The organism is Mammaliicoccus sp. Q-M61 (assembly GCF_022386055.1).
GTDB lineage: Bacteria > Bacillota > Bacilli > Staphylococcales > Staphylococcaceae > Mammaliicoccus > Mammaliicoccus sciuri_A.
Genome location: NZ_JAJNJL010000004.1, coordinates 13285 through 30670, shown reverse-complemented (window position 1 = coordinate 30670; position 17386 = coordinate 13285). Strand labels below are relative to the sequence as shown.

The window sequence follows — 17386 nt, the reverse complement described above, 5'->3', positions numbered from 1 at the left end:
ATACAAATAGTAACGTTTACGATTTAAAATTATATACGTATATTTGTTAAAAAACAAGACCTTATTTAGAATAATTTTTTATAGTCTGTTTATTTTGTTTAGTTGAAAACGCTTTAGTATAATGACATCAAGACATACATTAATTAAGAGGACGTGTTTAAATGTTACAAAATAGAAAAATCATCATGGATTGTGATCCTGGGCATGACGATGCTATCGCATTAATATTGGCTGGTGCTCAATCTAGTCCATTAAATATCTTAGCAGTGACAACAGTTGCGGGGAATCAATCAGTAGATAAGAATACAACAAACGCTTTAAACGTATTAGATATTATGAATAGAGGCGACATTCCTGTTTCAGTCGGTGCTGACAGACCTTTAATTAAGAAAGCTGCATTTGCTGAAAGTATTCATGGTGAAAGTGGCTTAGATGGTCCTGAATTACCAAAAGTTCCAAACTTAAAGCCTACAAACCAGCATGGTGTAAATGTCATAATTGAAGAAGTCTTAAATAGTAACGAACCTATAACACTCGTAGCAACAGGACCGTTAACAAATGTTGCGATGGCACTTATCCAAGAACCTAAAATCGCTCATAATATAGAAGAAATCGTCATTATGGGCGGTGGAACGTTTGGGAATTGGACACCAACAGCTGAGTTTAATATTTGGGTTGATGCAGAAGCAGCGAAAAAAGTATTTGAAAGTGGTATCCCGGTTGTTGTCTTCGGATTAGATGTGACGCATCAATTATTAGCAGATGATGCTGTAATTGAAAGATTTCATCAAATCAATAATCCAATTTCTCATTTCGTAGTTGAGCTCTTAAAGTTCTTTAAATCTACATATAAATCACAATTCGATATGGATGGTGGTCCTATTCATGATGCTTGTACAATTCTCTATTTGCTGCATCCTGAAATATTCACGTTACAAAAAACATTTATCCAAATTGAACATCAAAGCGACCTCACATATGGCACAATGTCTGTAGATTTGCATAATACTTATAAACAAGAACCTAACGCCTATTTCGCTACAGAAGTGAACGTAGACTTAGCATGGGACATCATGGAAAAAGCATTAAAAAGTTATGAATAAAAAAACTCTCGCTCTTTATTACATATTGAGCGAGAGTTTTTTTATTAGTTCTATAATTAGATTTTAATACATCATAATGTAGGATAAGTTATTTTATAAAATTGATATTACAAAAGGAAATTAGTTTTCAACTAAATTATTTATTTCTTTTTATCATTATTGTTAAGTTCAAATTCTGAGAGGTTTTATTTTCAATAATAATTAGTTGATAAAGTATGTCCTAACCGATATTGGTTTTCAGCAATATCAATAATTACATCACAATTTTAATAAATGACTTTAAAAATCTCATAATCCTTTATATAAAAAACTTCTGAATTATTAAAAAATCACTTGATTTTTAGAAACTACATTTCAAGGATCTTATTTAGCACTGAGAAATGATTTACAATATTAAATCTATCCAAATAATAAAGCAATTAACCATAGTACGAATATATATAAGAAACATAATGCAGATATAACTATTAGACCACTTCCAATAAATTCTACAATACTAAATAATGAAAATGAATCTATTTGTCCACCATAGGCGTCAGTTGTGAACGGTTTAGCAATTACACTTAAAAGTGCACCCATTATACCTGTAAAGATACCAACACGCACTACAGTTGGAAGTGCTCTAATCCATTCAACCATCGAAGTTCCTTTTCTTTTTGTAAAAAATACACAAGCAATAACAATTAAAATTAAAATCCACAAATTCAAAACCTCCAAAAATTAAATTATAATTTATTCTACTTTACTAAATTCAATTTTACAATATAGAATTACATAAAATAAAAAATTTTATGTTCTTTTTCGAAGGATTTATAAAAATAAAAATCCTAGATATTAATAATCTAGGATTTTTTTATAATTCAATCAATTTTATTTAACCAATTTACTCTTCTTCTTTCAACTCACCGTCTACCATTTTAAATACTTTATCACAGTATGATGTCAGTCTTTGATCGTGTGTTACGATAATACATAATTTATTTAATTCTTTTGTTTCTCTTCTCAATATTTCCATAACTTCTATTGCATTTTCTGTATCTAATGATGCGGTTGGTTCGTCTGCTAATATAACGGATGGATTTGTGTAAAGTGCTTTAGCGATAGCCACTCTTTGTTTTTGACCGCCTGATATTTCACTTGGTAATTGAGATAAAATTTTATCCAAACCGAGTTGTTTCAATAATCTTGTATGTTCTTCTTCATTCATGACGTCTTTTTTCACTTTTTTAAGTAATTCAAATTGTTGTTGAACAGTTAAAAACGGTATTAAATTACTTGTTTGAAGTATAAATCCGATTTCTTTTAATCGAAGTTTAGATAATTGCTTTTCATTATATTGATTGATATTTTGACCATTTAAAGATACAGTGCCTTCTGATGGTAATTGCAAGGCACCTGCCATTGTTAACAACGTACTTTTTCCTGATCCTGATGGTCCAATAATGGCAACTAGTTCGCCTTTTTCTAATTTAAAGTTGGTTGATTTTACTGCTTCTATCGTTCTATTACCGTCTTTAAATGACTTTGTGACATTCTCAAATGCTAACATGTTTCCGCCTCCTAACTAATGACTTTCAATGGTTCTACTTTTCGTATACTTAATACTGAGAATAAACTACCTAAAATTGCGACGATAATAAGCACGATACCGTATAACAACATTGTTAAATAATCAAATTTAATAGGCACTGCTTCTGGTAAGAATGAACCTGTTAACACCGTTAATCCAAAGCCAATCAATGTACCGATTAAAGCGATAATAATCGTTTGGCTCATAACTGAACGCGCTAAAAAGCCATTCGTTAATCCTTGTGCTTTTAAAACACCAAATAAATTTCTCTTTTGTAAGGTAATAATGTATAAGAATATACCAATAACCATTGCTGAAATCGCAAATAAGAACACAATCATAAAGTTTAATGTTAAATTTTGCGCTTGATAGCCTGGTAACTTCGTAATAAATGATTCAATGTCATCTACTTCTAAATCTTTGTTTAATTCAACATCTTTCCAATTTTTATCTTTAACGACTAGCGCATTAATCTTATCGCCTTTTAACATCGGATTTAATTTCCCAATCGTTTCATTATTTGTAAATAAAACAGGTGATGCATTAAATTTAGAACTTACTGAGAAACCGACAATTTTTAATTCTTCATCACTATTTGAAAGTGTTAATGTGTCCCCGATTTTAAATCCTTTTGTTTTTAAAGTATGATCTGCAACGACTTCATTATTCTTCTCAAATAGTTTGCCGTCTTCTATTTTAGGCATTAAAAACCCTTTTCCATCGATACCAAAGACCGTCGCATTCTCTTTGTTTTTACCGTCTGAAGCGATAACAGCCGTTTGCTTTAAACCTTCACTTTTATCAAATTTGCCTTTAACATCATCTGTATTAATAGATGATTGTGCAACTGTTTGATTGGCATCTTTATTCAATACAATCGCATCTGCTTTCCATAAATCGACTGCTTCTCTATTCATATTCATCAATCCATTTGCTAACCCTGATAATAAGAATAAAAGATAGCTAATCATAACTAATACGCCAATAATTAGACCAAACTTCGTCTTATTTCGTCTCATTTCATTCCAAGCTAAAAACATACTTCCAGCCCTTTCCTGAATCTAAATTTTCTATTATTTAATTATAACATTATTATTTAATTATCTTAAAATAATAGCAGCATTGTATTTATAAAAACGTTCATGTATAATTGATAACGATTATCAATTAAGGAGGTGTCAAATTGGCACAAAAAGAAATTTGCATCATTGGTACGCCACATATTCGGTTAGACCAAAGCAATCAATATTTTTTAGAAACTTATCAACGATACTTAGAAGACGCTGACGTCATTTTGAATAAATTACAGCAATACAATCCAGATTTAATCGCAATTGAATGGGATATTAAAAATAAAAATCAATTAGATAAAGACTTTAACCAATTATCCCGTAAACATTTACCGCTTCAACTCAACGAACATCATTTTTTAGCGATACCACTCGCATTGAAATTAAATTTACCAACTGTTATACCAATCGACAACAATCAAATGCAAACCCGTAAAATCCGTGCAGCATTTGCAGATGAATACCTTGAAAATGATAACCCTTTACTATACCAACATTTAAACGAAGCAAAACAAAGTCATCAAAATAAAAAAGGACAAGATTTATCATTATATGAACAATTAACGGAATATCAGGATACAGTCATTCCATTAGAACAAGTTTTTGCTATTCGTTCACTTGCAGATAGTCCCGGTATCGCCTTTTCACTTGAATGGTTAGAACGTAATCAATTTATGGCCAACAACATCATGAAAAATGCGCTTAACCATGATAGAACAGTTGTCTTTACAGGTATGAGTCATGTCAGAATTTTAAAATTCATGATAGAATCAACAGGTTTATTTAAAGTCGTTCCATCAATAGATATATTAAAATAAAGGAGCATACATATGAAAAAGTTACTTGTATTAATGGTCATCACACTTATATTAGCAGCATGTGGTCAAACAAAAGGAACAAGTGATTCAGACAGTAAGAAAGAAACAGTCACAGTTAATCAAAAATATGAATTACGTGGTAAATATAAAGACGGAAGAGATGCAGAACAGAAAGATGAAAAAGTCAAAATCACGAAAGATCCTAAAAAAGTCGTCACATTTGATTACGGTGCAACAGATATCATTAAAGCACTCGGTAAAGAAAATAATGTAGCCGGTATTTCAATAGGTTCAAGTGATTCTATGCTACCTAAAGAATTAAAATCTTTTACGAAAGATAAATATACAAATGTCGGTGAATTAGGGAAACCAAATTTTGAAAAAATAGCTGAAATCGACCCAGATTTAATTATCTTTTCAAACCGTACAGCAAGCAGCGAAACATTAAAAGAATTTAAAAAAGCTGCCCCTAATGCATCACTGCTTTATATAGGTTCAGATGATAATGCCGTCGTAAAATCCGTTTCAGATAACACGACGAAACTCGGCAAGATTTTCGGAGAAGAAAAGAAAGCTAAAGAACTTACAGATCAACTTAAAAATGAAGAACAAAAAGCTAAGAAATCAGTTAAAAATATAGATAACAGTGTCATGCTGCTACTTACAAGCCAAGGTGAATTATCAACTTACGGACCAGGCGGAAGATTCGGTGGCCTACTTTATGATCAACTTGGATTTAAACCAGCAGATAAAAAAGTTAAACCAAATCCACACGGCCAACCCGTCAGCTTTGAATACGTCGCTTCAAAAGATCCAGAAGTCATATTCGCAATGGATAGAGACGAAGCAACAGACGGAAAAGGCACAAGTAAGAAAGTACTAGGAAACGACGTACTTAAAGACGTAGATGCCATAAAAAATAATAACATCATTAACTTAGATGCAAAATCATGGTACTTCTCATCAGGTGGCATTAAATCCACTACGAAACAAATACAAGAAATACAACAAATCGCGAAAAAATTACAAGAACAGAAATAATAAGTGTGGATGGTGGTGTTGAATGTTTGGCTAACTATCATTATTCTGAATTCTGGTAATTAGAATGCCCTAACTTCCATTATTTCGAATTCTGGTAATTAGAATGCCCTAACTTCCATTATTTCGAATTCTGGTAATTAGAATGCCCTAACTTCCATTATTTCGAATTCTGGTAATTAGAACGCTGTAACTACCATTATTCGGAATTCTGGTAATTAGAGCGCTGTATCTTCCACTATTCGGAATTCTGGTAATTAGATGGACGCTCTCTTACGGACATTTCTCGAAATTCTGTCCCTTACAGCATACAAACTTCGTCATCTTATACGACAAAAACGCCACTGGCTCCTGCCAGTGGCGTTTTCCTTTATCTATTCTGTTTCACTTTCATAATATATCCGAACAATCCGATTCCCCATAATAAAAATAGTGGATCCCACACGAATGCTTGTCCGAAGGTTGTAAAATAGTTATGACTCTCGATTATTTTACACATTTTTAATATGCCAATTATCATGTTTAATCCACCATATATCATTAGAAAAATACTGCCTATTAAAGATATGATATATATTTTCTTATCAAAATGATTGGTTAATGTTAATGGCACGATGGTCGCTAAAAATTTAAACACACCTATTAATAACAGCCCGATATTAATCCATATTCCAAACTGTGCACTTAACGTGAAGACCCATGAGCCAACTGTTATGAGACCCGCTTCTCCACCAAGTCCCCAATACAATGAAAATAGTGCATGCACACTTCCTGCTATGATAAATAATGATATATACTTTTTCATTCAATCACCTATTATAATCATAAATTTTCTGCGATATATATTTTTATATTTCGATAACTTGTATTGTATTTTTAATTTCAGTTGCTAAATCAGTCGTTCGCCACTCTCTTTGATAACCGAGACATGGACATATATATTGAATACCACTTTCTTCTATTATATTACGAAAATGCACATGCCCCATAATACTGTATTTGATTGGGTATGCTTCATAGAACTTATCAAAGTCTGATGTACCTATAAATGCATTAAAATAATCAAATATTCTATGTGGCATTGGTACAGCAAATTTTCGATTGGTCACAATATGCGTCATTAATATAATATTTTTATCTTTTACCTGTTCTAAATCATTTCTCACGGATTCGGCAGCTAATCGCGACATTTCTAAGTCTGACTTACCCCAATCGATATGTTCTTTATCTAGCCATGTAGAGCCGTAATATTTTCTACGTTCTAATCTTTCCATACTAAATTTATTTTGGTCTGCAAAGCTATAATCATACCATCCACTGTGCCCGACAATCGCCCAATCTTCATTCACAATATATGGACTTGCTATAATACTTTCAGGTTGCGCTTTATAATATTCAAAAATTTCATACGAACTTTTTTCTTCTTGATCTTTTTTCCAATAATCATGATTGCCAGGTATAAACAACACTTCAACTTTAGAATGACGCTTAACATTTTGAACAAACTGCATCGTTTGTAAATAATGATTTGAAACATCACCTGCTATTAATAAAAGGTCTAAATTCAAATGTGTAATTTCTTGCGCTAAAATATATTCAAAATCTTGAGGATAGTAATCTTTACTTCTATCTATATGCAAATCTGAAATGGTACCAATTCTCATATGCATGACCTAGCTTTCTTTAAAATAACGTTGTATATCAATTTTATATTAACATATTCTATCCTTGTATCCTTTATAATAGAATTAAGATTTAAATAGGAGGTTTTGAGTTGAATATTTTACAATTTGAAGAGTACTTAAAAATAGATACAGAATCTTTTAATCAAGTAGATTTGCGCACTTTGAACCACTATATCGAAAGATTCATGTACACTGTACCTTTTGAAAATATTAGCGTTCAAAATAAAGAACCGATTTCAGTGAACATTTATGATTTATTTAACAAAATTGTTCATCGTCATCGTGGTGGATTTTGTTATGAATTAAATACGATTTTTCAATATTATTTAAAAGAAAAAGGATTTCACGTCGAACGTGTATCAGGAACGATTCATACGCCAGATGACAATTGGAGTAGAGACGGTTCACATATGTCGACAATCGTACATTTAGATCAACCTTATATTGCAGACGTAGGATTTGGAGATTTACCAACAAAAGCTATTCCAATCTCTGACCCAGATAATATTGTAGTTATTGATGATGTTAACGGTCATTATCGTGCTATTTTAGACGAAGATCGTGTCATTCACCTTCAAAAACAGTTAGATGACCAATCATGGCGCACATCTTATTTAACAAATGAAATTTGTAGACCGTGGGACTTCTTTATAGAACATTTAGATTATAATGAACATCATCCTGATTCAATATTCGTTCAGAAACTAATTATTACAATGGCTAAAGAATATGGTAGAGTAAGCATGTCTTATGATCATTTAACCATTACGTCTAAAAATCATAAACAAAAAGAAAGTTTCAAACGTGATCAATATAAAGCCATATTAAAAAAATATTTCGGTATAGATGAAACAATTCATACGTTGGAAAGTTGAGGAAAGCTCTATCTTCTTCCATTACTCTAATAAAATAAGCCGGAGACGTCACAAACGTCTTCGGCTTTCTTCATATATATTAATCTGTTTTTACTTTACCTTTTTGTAATTCTTGTTCTGTCCACCATAGTGCATCTTCAGGATTTTTAACGGCATGTTCGAAATCTTTTTTAGAAGATACTGTTGGATATGATCCTTTTAATGCTTTTCCTGATGTTGTTTCAAATAGGAATAGTATTGTTACAAATCCTATAACACTTACAGCTGTTAAATAATAAGCTGGTGCTAATGGATTTTGTGTGACATGTACTAACCATGTTGAAACTAATGGTGTTGTACCACCAAATATTGAAACAGATACGTTAAATGTAACCGCTAATGTACGGTAACGAACATCTGTATAGAAAATACTTGGTAATAAACTTGGCATTGCACCTTCATATGTTGATAAGAAGAAGCCAAGAATAAAGATACCTAATGATATAAACATTAATTGGTTAAGTCCTATGAAATAGAACGCTAGCATTGAAAATGCTGTTAAACCAAATGTACCGAATAACACAACTTTTTTGTTACCGATTTTGTCACTTAAACGACCGAATATAAATGCTAATGGCACCATAATAACCATAACACTAGTAATCAATACTGTACTAACTGTTGTTGAAATACCAATTACTTCGTCTAAGTATGACGGCATATATGAAAGTAACATATAGTTTGTAATATTAAAGAACGCAACTGCTATAAAGCATACGATAATATCTTTTTTGTGATTTTGAATAATTGAAATGAATGGTTCTGGTTTTTCATCATTCTCAGAAATATCATTTTCAAAAATTGGTGTTTCATCTAAATGTCTTCTTAAATAAAGTCCAACTAAACCAAGTGGTGCACCTAGAATGAATGGAATTCTCCAACCCCATGCTTGCATTTGTGCATCTGATAAACCAATAAATAATCCACTTGCTAATAACGAAGCTAAAATATAGCCACCTAAAGTACCAATTTCTAATCCACTACCTAAAGCACTTCTTCTATTGTCTGGAGAAGATTCTGCAATATATACCATTGCACCTGCATATTCCCCACCAGTTGAGAACCCTTGAATAATTCTCGCTAATAGTAATAAGACTGGCGCCCAAATACCTATTTGATCATAAGTAGGCAATAATCCAATTAATAACGTTGAAGCTGCCATCAATACGATAGTCGTTGTAAGAACGGTTTTTCGGCCAAGTTTATCGCCAATTTTACCAAATATAATACCACCAAGTGGTCTCATTAAGAACGCAATCGCAAATGTAGCGAAAGTAAATACTAATTTCAGTTCATCATTTTCAACTGATGTAAAGAAATTCTTACTAATGATAATTGCTAAATAAGAATATAGACCAAAGTCAAACCATTCCATAGCATTACCAATACCTGTAGCATAAACACTTTTTTTAGTTTGTTTCATATCTACAACATTTATTTTATTCTTGTTGAATTTCATGTTTTTATAAACACCCTTTCAATATAGTTATGTATACTACCATATTGAAAAATAAGCACAACTGTAATTTTACACTTTGTTAAGCATCAACTTTTGTGAAAAACACCACAAGTATATAAGCTTATTAGCCTCATAAGTGGTCGACCGATGTTGTAATATTACTTATATTTCTTGAATAATTTTATAAAAAAACAGAAAAAAGCTCTTTCAAAGCTTTTTTCTGTTTTAATTATTTTAAATTATTTCAATCTTTGAACCTTCTTGAAGTGTCACGATTTCTTTGTCTTCTAAATATAATGATCCAGATTGTTCTGCATTTGTACTTCCATCAAATTTTAAAGTAATATGACCTAAATCATTTAAATTTTTATTTACTGCAGATCCTACTTTTGTAATTTCATATTCTGTTCCATCAATGAATAATTTATTTGATTCAGTAATCTCATTTTCAACTGGATTAATATCAATAATGTAACAAAAATCTACTAATTCATTTGGTGCGTTATCACCAAATAATATAATCATCTTTTCTGCTTCAAATGCATTAGCATCTTTTCCTATTTTTTTAATCTCTGTTTGATACATGTCATTTACTCTCCTTAATTATTTATATAGACCGAAGCTTGCTAACCAGGCGACAAACACCCTAGGAACACCGTTTAAGAACCGAGAATATAGAACAGATGGCACACCAACTTCAATCGTTTTAGTTTCTGCTTCTGCTAAACCTAAACCAACCGGAATAAAGTCTGCAGCATTTTGTGTATTTATTGCAAATAATGCTGGTAATGCTAAATGAGGTGGGATGTTGCCTTTACCAATTTCAACACCAATAAGTGTTCCTAATACTTGGCCGATAACGCCACCTGGTCCTAATAATGGACTTAAGAATGGTAATGAACATATAAGTCCAATAGCTAATAATCCCCAAATATTACCTGCTAATGGTGACATAAATTTAGCAAATAAATCACCAATTCCTGATCCTTGAATAATACCAATTAACAATGCAACAAATCCCATAAATGGAATGATTGTATGCAACATCGTTTCTACTGCATCACGAGCGGCTTGGTAGAAAGTATTGATTACTTTACCTGCACCTAAACCTATTTTAGTTAAAAGCGATTTATTCTCTTGCTCTGCTCTTGTTTCCATAATTTTTTTATTCTTAGAATAAGTCGTTTTTTCTTCTGAAGTAGCTGCAGAATTGTTAGAGTCAGTATCATTACCAGTAGAATTATTTTCTCCAGCTACTGACACTTGATCAACATCCACATTAGAAACATAAATTTCTTCAGTAATATATTGTCTTAATGGACCACTTTTACCAGTTGCCATTATATTTATTGTAGGGATACCTTTTTGAGGATATATACCACATCTCAAAGTTCCACCACAATCAATAACAGCAACCATGATTTCATCTTCAGGTACTGATGTTTCAAAACCATTAACTGGTGTTCCTCCAGTTATTTCACAAATTTTATCAACGATATCTGGTTTATGACCGCCAGTAACATACATAACTTTATCTTTTTTACCTTCAATACCTATTTCTAATGGCCCACCAAATCCACCTGAACCTTTTACAATTTTAGCTTTTTGACTCATTTTATGTCACCTCACCCTTCAAGTTTAACTTCAGTACTTAATTTAACTTTTTGTTGTTTCTCAACATAACTTGTTGTAAAGTCTGTTACCCATCCACCAATAAAGTTCATAACAAGACCAACTAGTAAATATCTAACTGCTAAATCTGTCATTGGTAATCCCAACTGTTGAATACCATTTGCAATACCCATAAAAATAAATAACTCTGCTGGGTTTATATGTGGGAAAATACCATTACTTGTATGTGCAAATTGTGCAGCTGATGCAAAATAACTTGGTTTATATTTTTCAGGCATAAATCTACCGAGCGAATGTACCATTGGATTTGCTAACATAAACGATCCTAAGAATGGTAATACTAAATATCTTAATAATGGGTTTTTGGATGATTTTTGAGCAATAATATTAATACGGTGTTCCCCTATTAATTGAATTAAAGTATTCATTGCAATTAATAACATTAAAACGAGTGGTACAATTGTTGTCATCCAGTCTATAAATGTATCTGCACCTGTTTGAAATAACTTAATAAATCCTTCAGCTAACTTAACTATGAAGTCCATGATGATTTACTCCCTTCTTTTTTAAACATTCCATTTATTTTTTTAACTGCCTTCATCATTGGAGATGGAATCTTCTCAATTTCTCCACCTGATTGAATGACGTTAAATGTATGTTGTGCGTCCAATATTGCTTTAATTAACAATTTGTTATATTTTTTCAAATCTGTATCTCTTAATTTATTGATTTTATAACCATCTAAACCTTTTAATTTTTTAAATTTAGAAAATACGGTTACCCCTTGCATATATCTTGCTTCTTCGATTTCATTCCGATTATTTATTTGTAGTAAAACGAGTGTCCCAGCTTTAAAAATTGCTGGTCTTCTCCCTATTGCTACACGACCATTTTCACGCATGCTCGTATAATGCTTTGTAAAATTTTTAATTTGAAGTAGTCCTAATAAATACTGAATTACAAATCCAACAGCTAACATGATAATCAATATAATAAAAAACATAACTAACCTCCGATTTCTTTATTTAGTATATGTGCAAGCGATATATAATCCGTATCACGATTGATTTTTTCAATGATATAACTGTTAGCTGTAATTGCTAATATTTCTTCATATAATCGAATTAGTACCGCTTCATTACCTTCATTTTCTGGTGTTGCTACCATTACAATAATTTTTACATTTTCATAATCTAATAGAGGTTCATCTAATATGCAAAACTTCACCCATATATCATTTAGACTGTGGCTAGTATGAGGGAAGCCTAATAAACCAGTTATGGTAGATTTATTATCTTCTCTTTCTAGTATTCTATTCGAAAAGCCAGAATCTACTTTCTCTTTATCAATCATTTCAAGTGATAAATACTGAATGACATCTTTGTAATTCATTCTTTTACTAATATGATAAACATCAGACTCGTTGATAAAATCAACTAAAATACTATTATTAAATAATTGGCGATTATTAACATCTTTATATATTAGAAACTGCTCTATTTTAAGCTTCAAAGCTTGTTCATCTAAAATATTATCTACATAAATAATTTTATTAAATAATCTATTACTTTTTATTGTTGAAACTACTAAATCAAATTGATCTATATCATTCAATTCAATTTGATTTTCATTTATTACTTTCACTTGAATATCTTTACCAAAAATTCTTTTTAACTGCACTGTGACCAATTTTCCACTACTTAAACCCTGATCTGTTATAAACGCAATCGACTTTATTTCTTTTAACTTTTGTTCTAATTGCTGCAAGTAAACACTAAAATATATAGATAAAAATCCAAGTTCATTTAAAGGAACTTCTATATCTAATTCTTTTTCAATGTTTTCTGCGAGTACCTTTGATAATTCATAAGCAAATGGGTATCTCGTTTTAACCTCATCTATTAAATCATTATGAATATTAATCTCGAATATGAGTCTATTTATGAGATATTTGATATGAAGTTTTATATCATTACTGAACAGTTGCTCATCTATTTTTATAGTGTAGTAAAAGTTAATGTCTTTAATAGTATTTTCAATAATACTATTAAGTATTGTCTGATCTTGTTCATTTATCATTTCATCTATAATCGAAGCTCTCCTACCAATAATTTGAAAGACGATTAATAGAATTTCTAAGTTAGGAAATACAACTTCATAATGTTTCTTAATATAATCCTTAATGCCACTGACAACTTTGAAGTCTTCCGATTCATACACTCTCTCGTCTATTTGAACATTTTGTTGAATATTAAAACCTTCGTCCAATCTAGTTAATATGACCTGTGTAGAAAGTCTTAATCTTCTATAACTGGTAGCATCTAAGTTAAACTTATCTTGAATATTTTTTAAAGTTTCATTTATGTGGTCGGGTAATATAGCACTTTTATATTGATTCGGAAAACATTCAATCAATACTTTCCTTACTTCAATTTCACTACCTTCGATTCTGAGACCAACGTTTTGAGTACCTTTAATTTCAACTTTGTAATTTTTTAAAATGTTTTTTATTTCTATCAACGTATTATTAACGATACTTTTACTTATATATAGTTCTTCAGCAATGTCATCGATTGTACAAACACCATTATTCAATAAATAGTAAAAGACACTTTCTTCTCTAGCTTCGACTTCATGAATGCTTTTACTTATATTATTTTTCAGTTTTTGTAAAATATTAAAGAATACTGATTCATCTAATACAATCATCGATATTTCATGATGATCTTTAATAATACTGATTGAACCACCAAAATGTGTAAGTAGTTGATTAATATAGTTAGATAACGTTCTTTGAGATATAGAAAGTTGGTGGGCAAGTTTATCAGTTGATATGTGTTCTTTCTGCAATACTTCTATTATTAATAAATGTTTTTTATTCAATAACATAACTTCCCCACCTTTCTATCTCTTAATTTAACCTCTTGATTTACCACCAGAAATGTTAATTGTTGTCCCCGTAATATAGCTTGATTTATCTGAGCTTAAATAACAAACTAAATCAGCTACTTCTTTTAACTCTCCTACTCTTCCTAATGGTATAGATTTTGAATAATCACCATTAAGTTTATCGACAGTTGTATTTCTACTATAAGCTAATGCTTCCTCATATTGTTTTGTACGTAACCCAGTCTCTTCTAATATTCCTGGAGCAATTGCTACAACTTTAATATTATATTTACCTAATTCTTTAGCCCAACTTCTTGTAAATCCAATTAATGCAGCTTTTGTAGCAGAATATATACTTTGACCTTCTGAGCCTTCTTGACCAGCTTCACTCGCAATATTAACAATAATACCTTTATTATTTTTGACGAATTGTCTACTTACTTCTTGGCTAAAGAATATAGGTCCTTTTAAATTCACGCCAAACATTAAATCTAAATCTTTCATATTAATTTCGTATTCTGGTTTTTCACCTTTAACATCCACTAATAATCTAGGTAAGTTTATACCTGCATTATTAACAAGTACATCAATTTGAGATTGCTCTTCTAAAATTTGACTAACTGTACTTTGAACTGCTTCTTCATCTGTAACATCCGTTTGAATAAAATGATAATGTTCATTATCAATTGGATTATCTTTTAAATCTACATTATATACAATTGCACCATTTTCTAATAGAGAATTCACAATCTGTCTACCAATTCCAGATGTTCCACCTGTAACAATTATTACTTTACGTTCTATCTCTAACCAATTATTAGACATATCTATTGCCTCCTATGTAATTTGTAAATTCATTATAGTATTAAACGCTTTCATAATTAATTTAGATTTTTATGCATAAACTTGAAAACGGTAAAATAATAGAAAACTTGCTAAATGATTTTGAAGCATCCTACACAGATTTACATTCCTAAAAGCGTTATACTAAATATAAATCATCACAATTGGAGGTTTTGTAAATGGAACGATTTGATATGTTGATTATTGGTTTTGGTAAGGCTGGTAAGACGCTTGCTAAAGATTTTGCAGGGCAAGGTCAAAAGGTCGCGGTTATTGAACAAGATTCAAAAATGTATGGAGGTACTTGTATAAATGTTGGTTGTATTCCTAGTAAGACATTGCTCCATGAAAGTCTAGAACATCATTCATTTTCTGAAGCGATGGATCGTAAGAAAGATGTTGTTGCTGCTTTAAATAAGAAGAATTTCAACAATCTTAATTCTGATGACAATATCGAAGTGTACACTTATAAAGCGCATTTTAAAGATAACCAAACAGTGTTGCTTTTAAATGACCAGAATGAAACGGTTGAAACGATTCAAGCGGATAAGATTGTGATTAATACGGGTACGCGTTCAAATATTCCTGATATAGATGGTATTAATACAACTGAAAATATTTATGATTCTAAAGGGATTATGGCATTAGATCACTTACCTGAAACACTTGTTATTATTGGTGCTGGTTATATTGCATTAGAATTCGCGACAATCTTTTCAAAATTAGGCAGTAAAATTAAAATCGTGCATCCTCGTAAGCATGTATTAGTAACTGAAGATAAAGATATTGCTTCTCTTATTTATGATGAAATCATTAGTCAGGATATTGAATTTATTGATGAAGCTGAAGTAACAGCCTTCTCTACTGAAAATAATCGTCCCATCGTGCATACTTCTCAAGGTGATATAACAGGTGATGCGGTATTACTTGCGACTGGTCGTGTGCCTAATACCGATTTAGCTTTAGAAAATACAGATATCGAACTTGGAGATAAAGGTGAAATTAAAGTTAATGAACATCTACAAACTTCTGTAGACCATATTTATGCAGTTGGAGATGTTAAAGGTGGTCCTCAATTTACTTACATTTCATTAGACGATTACCGTATTGTTAAAGATCATTTAGTTGGTAAACAACACCGCACAACGGAAAATAGAGGTTATGTGCCTTATACAGTATTTCTAGATCCTCCACTTTCAAGAATTGGCTACACTGCAAGTAAAGCTAAGAAAAATGGCCACAATATTTTAGAAGGTCAAATTGAAGTGAAGAATATCCCTCGTCACAAAATCAATCATGATGACAGAGGCTTATTCAAAGTTGTTGTAGATGCAGATAGTAAACTTATTCTAGGTGCAAGTCTTTACGGTAAAGAATCTGAAGAATTGATTAACATTCTAAAACTTGCAATGGATCAACAAATTCCATATACCGTTTTAAGAGATAACATATATACCCACCCTACGATGGCTGAATCATTTAACGATTTATTTAATATTTAATTTAGTCAAAGTAGGTCAAATTATTTGAAATCAAAATCGCACTCGTTCACAATAGTAGTATCAATCATTATAGGAGTGATTTCATGTCTGAAGAAAAACATAACGAAAAAGATATACTTACTGAAAAGTTATTAGAAACACGTACGGTTATTATTACCGGGGAAATCAATGATAAAGTGGCAAAAGAAGTCGGTAATCAACTATTACTATTAGAAGCAATGAGCGATGAACCTATCAATCTATTTATTTCAAGCCAAGGTGGTCATGTAGATTCAGGTTATTACATTCATGATATGATTAATTTCATTAAACCAGAAGTTAATATTATCGGTTCTGGTTGGGTAGTAAGTGCAGGCGTTATTATTTATTTAGCTGGTAAAAAAGAAAACCGCTATAGTTTACCTAATACAAGATTCATGATTCATCAGCCTTCTGGCGGTGTACAAGGTCAATCTGTTGAAATGGAAATCACAGCTAAAGAAATTATTCGCACAAGACATAAAATTAATGAATTAATCGCAAGAGAAACTGGCCAAGATATTGAAAAAGTAGAAAAAGACACTGGCCGTGACTACTGGTTAAGCACACAAGAAGCTAAAGACTACGGATTTATTAACAAAATCATTAAATCTCGTGATGAAATAAAATAACGTAACATGAAAGGCAGGGGCTGCGATAGTCGCCCCTGCTTTTTCTATGTTTATATAATGTGAACGGATTGTATTGGGTGGATAACTGCACGATATTTCTTAGTCTTCGTGCAGTTGAGCCTTATTTTGTACCCTAGCGCACTATATCTCTCAGTCTTCGTGCAGTTGAGCCTTATTTTGTACCCTAGCGCACTATATCTCTCAGTCTTCGTG

The 17386-nt window shown here is 31.3% G+C and carries 18 protein-coding genes; 6 read left to right on the top strand and 12 right to left on the bottom strand.

The genetic code is table 11. The annotated features are described in order from the left end of the window. Positions 1-161: 161 nt before the first annotated feature. Positions 162-1103: a nucleoside hydrolase gene (locus LQ677_RS07155; protein ID WP_126477839.1), complete on the top strand. Its 942-nt coding sequence runs from the start codon at positions 162-164 to the stop codon at positions 1101-1103. 399 nt (positions 1104-1502) lie between these two features. Here the strand turns inward: LQ677_RS07155 and LQ677_RS07150 are convergent, their stop codons facing one another. The 3 genes from LQ677_RS07150 to LQ677_RS07140 form a co-directional block, all read right to left on the bottom strand. Then, positions 1503-1805: a hypothetical protein gene (locus tag LQ677_RS07150; RefSeq protein ID WP_159315915.1), complete on the bottom strand. Its 303-nt coding sequence runs from the start codon at positions 1803-1805 to the stop codon at positions 1503-1505. Positions 1806-1986: 181 nt separating this feature from the next. Beyond that, positions 1987-2652 carry an ABC transporter ATP-binding protein gene (locus tag LQ677_RS07145; RefSeq protein ID WP_037589338.1) on the bottom strand — a complete coding sequence of 222 codons (666 nt, stop codon included), beginning with the start codon at positions 2650-2652 and terminating at the stop codon, positions 1987-1989. An 11-nt stretch (positions 2653-2663) separates the two neighbouring features. Continuing rightward, entirely contained in the window at positions 2664-3713 is a 1050-nt protein-coding gene (locus tag LQ677_RS07140) for an ABC transporter permease (protein WP_191836264.1), read from the bottom strand. A 143-nt stretch (positions 3714-3856) separates the two neighbouring features. On the opposite strand from LQ677_RS07140, the gene LQ677_RS07135 reads away from it, so the two are divergent. Together LQ677_RS07135 and LQ677_RS07130 are read left to right on the top strand one after the other, a co-directional pair. Then, positions 3857-4561, top strand: coding sequence for a DUF5694 domain-containing protein (locus tag LQ677_RS07135; protein WP_191836263.1), 705 nt, complete (start codon positions 3857-3859; stop codon positions 4559-4561). A 12-nt stretch (positions 4562-4573) separates the two neighbouring features. Continuing rightward, positions 4574-5602, top strand: coding sequence for a siderophore ABC transporter substrate-binding protein (locus tag LQ677_RS07130; RefSeq protein WP_191836262.1), 1029 nt, complete (start codon positions 4574-4576; stop codon positions 5600-5602). A gap of 367 nt (positions 5603-5969) precedes the next feature. On the opposite strand, the gene LQ677_RS07125 is transcribed toward LQ677_RS07130, so the two are convergent. Both LQ677_RS07125 and LQ677_RS07120 read right to left on the bottom strand, forming a co-directional pair. Then, positions 5970-6404, bottom strand: coding sequence for a DUF3995 domain-containing protein (locus tag LQ677_RS07125; RefSeq protein ID WP_239748220.1), 435 nt, complete (start codon positions 6402-6404; stop codon positions 5970-5972). 43 nt (positions 6405-6447) lie between these two features. After that, the gene (locus LQ677_RS07120) at positions 6448-7263 is read right to left on the bottom strand and encodes a metallophosphoesterase (RefSeq protein ID WP_119651220.1); all 816 of its coding nucleotides are present in this window, start codon (positions 7261-7263) and stop codon (positions 6448-6450) included. A 110-nt stretch (positions 7264-7373) separates the two neighbouring features. Here LQ677_RS07120 and LQ677_RS07115 point away from each other — a divergent pair, with 110 nt between their 5' ends. Beyond that, positions 7374-8159, top strand: coding sequence for an arylamine N-acetyltransferase family protein (locus LQ677_RS07115; RefSeq protein ID WP_239748219.1), 786 nt, complete (start codon positions 7374-7376; stop codon positions 8157-8159). 79 nt (positions 8160-8238) lie between these two features. Here the strand turns inward: LQ677_RS07115 and LQ677_RS07110 are convergent, their stop codons facing one another. The 7 genes from LQ677_RS07110 to LQ677_RS07080 form a co-directional block, all read right to left on the bottom strand. Further along, entirely contained in the window at positions 8239-9657 is a 1419-nt protein-coding gene (locus LQ677_RS07110) for an MFS transporter (RefSeq protein WP_037589343.1), read from the bottom strand. 234 nt (positions 9658-9891) lie between these two features. Next, entirely contained in the window at positions 9892-10242 is a 351-nt protein-coding gene (locus LQ677_RS07105; RefSeq protein ID WP_037589344.1) for a PTS glucitol/sorbitol transporter subunit IIA, read from the bottom strand. Between the two features lie 18 nt (positions 10243-10260). Next, positions 10261-11271 (bottom strand): PTS glucitol/sorbitol transporter subunit IIB, encoded by a 1011-nt coding sequence (gene srlE, locus LQ677_RS07100; protein ID WP_126477833.1) that lies wholly within the window; start codon positions 11269-11271, stop codon positions 10261-10263. Between the two features lie 11 nt (positions 11272-11282). Further along, positions 11283-11834, bottom strand: coding sequence for a PTS glucitol/sorbitol transporter subunit IIC (gene srlA / locus LQ677_RS07095; RefSeq protein ID WP_025905738.1), 552 nt, complete (start codon positions 11832-11834; stop codon positions 11283-11285). Continuing rightward, complete coding sequence (locus tag LQ677_RS07090; protein ID WP_049319612.1) at positions 11822-12292, bottom strand: transcriptional regulator GutM; 471 nt, start codon at positions 12290-12292, stop codon at positions 11822-11824. Before LQ677_RS07090 ends, srlA begins: the two co-directional genes overlap by 13 nt. A gap of 2 nt (positions 12293-12294) precedes the next feature. Next, on the bottom strand, positions 12295-14178 hold the full coding sequence (locus LQ677_RS07085) for a BglG family transcription antiterminator (RefSeq protein WP_239748218.1): 1884 nt from the start codon (positions 14176-14178) through the stop codon (positions 12295-12297). A 27-nt stretch (positions 14179-14205) separates the two neighbouring features. Beyond that, positions 14206-15003 (bottom strand): SDR family oxidoreductase, encoded by a 798-nt coding sequence (locus tag LQ677_RS07080; protein WP_239748217.1) that lies wholly within the window; start codon positions 15001-15003, stop codon positions 14206-14208. Positions 15004-15200: 197 nt separating this feature from the next. Between LQ677_RS07080 and merA the strand changes: the two genes are divergently transcribed. Continuing rightward, positions 15201-16523 (top strand): hypothiocyanous acid reductase MerA, encoded by a 1323-nt coding sequence (gene merA, locus LQ677_RS07075; RefSeq protein ID WP_239748216.1) that lies wholly within the window; start codon positions 15201-15203, stop codon positions 16521-16523. Between the two features lie 83 nt (positions 16524-16606). Then, a complete protein-coding gene (locus tag LQ677_RS07070) occupies positions 16607-17173 on the top strand; it encodes an ATP-dependent Clp protease proteolytic subunit (protein WP_239733219.1) in 567 nt (188 codons plus the stop codon). Positions 17174-17386 lie beyond the last annotated feature (213 nt).

Excerpts from the sequence above, each read along its gene's own strand:
- LQ677_RS07155 (WP_126477839.1), top strand. The coding sequence starts at position 162 with ATGTTACAAAATAGAAAAATCATCATGGATTGTGATCCTGGGCATGAC.
- LQ677_RS07145 (WP_037589338.1), bottom strand. The coding sequence starts at position 2,652 with ATGTTAGCATTTGAGAATGTCACAAAGTCATTTAAAGACGGTAATAGA.
- LQ677_RS07140 (WP_191836264.1), bottom strand. The coding sequence starts at position 3,713 with ATGTTTTTAGCTTGGAATGAAATGAGACGAAATAAGACGAAGTTTGGT.
- LQ677_RS07130 (WP_191836262.1), top strand. The coding sequence starts at position 4,574 with ATGAAAAAGTTACTTGTATTAATGGTCATCACACTTATATTAGCAGCA.
- LQ677_RS07125 (WP_239748220.1), bottom strand. The coding sequence starts at position 6,404 with ATGAAAAAGTATATATCATTATTTATCATAGCAGGAAGTGTGCATGCA.
- LQ677_RS07120 (WP_119651220.1), bottom strand. The coding sequence starts at position 7,263 with ATGAGAATTGGTACCATTTCAGATTTGCATATAGATAGAAGTAAAGAT.
- LQ677_RS07110 (WP_037589343.1), bottom strand. The coding sequence starts at position 9,657 with ATGAAATTCAACAAGAATAAAATAAATGTTGTAGATATGAAACAAACT.
- LQ677_RS07105 (WP_037589344.1), bottom strand. The coding sequence starts at position 10,242 with ATGTATCAAACAGAGATTAAAAAAATAGGAAAAGATGCTAATGCATTT.
- srlE (WP_126477833.1), bottom strand. The coding sequence starts at position 11,271 with ATGAGTCAAAAAGCTAAAATTGTAAAAGGTTCAGGTGGATTTGGTGGG.
- srlA (WP_025905738.1), bottom strand. The coding sequence starts at position 11,834 with ATGGACTTCATAGTTAAGTTAGCTGAAGGATTTATTAAGTTATTTCAA.
- LQ677_RS07090 (WP_049319612.1), bottom strand. The coding sequence starts at position 12,292 with ATGTTTTTTATTATATTGATTATCATGTTAGCTGTTGGATTTGTAATT.
- LQ677_RS07085 (WP_239748218.1), bottom strand. The coding sequence starts at position 14,178 with ATGTTATTGAATAAAAAACATTTATTAATAATAGAAGTATTGCAGAAA.
- LQ677_RS07080 (WP_239748217.1), bottom strand. The coding sequence starts at position 15,003 with ATGTCTAATAATTGGTTAGAGATAGAACGTAAAGTAATAATTGTTACA.
- merA (WP_239748216.1), top strand. The coding sequence starts at position 15,201 with ATGGAACGATTTGATATGTTGATTATTGGTTTTGGTAAGGCTGGTAAG.
- LQ677_RS07070 (WP_239733219.1), top strand. The coding sequence starts at position 16,607 with ATGTCTGAAGAAAAACATAACGAAAAAGATATACTTACTGAAAAGTTA.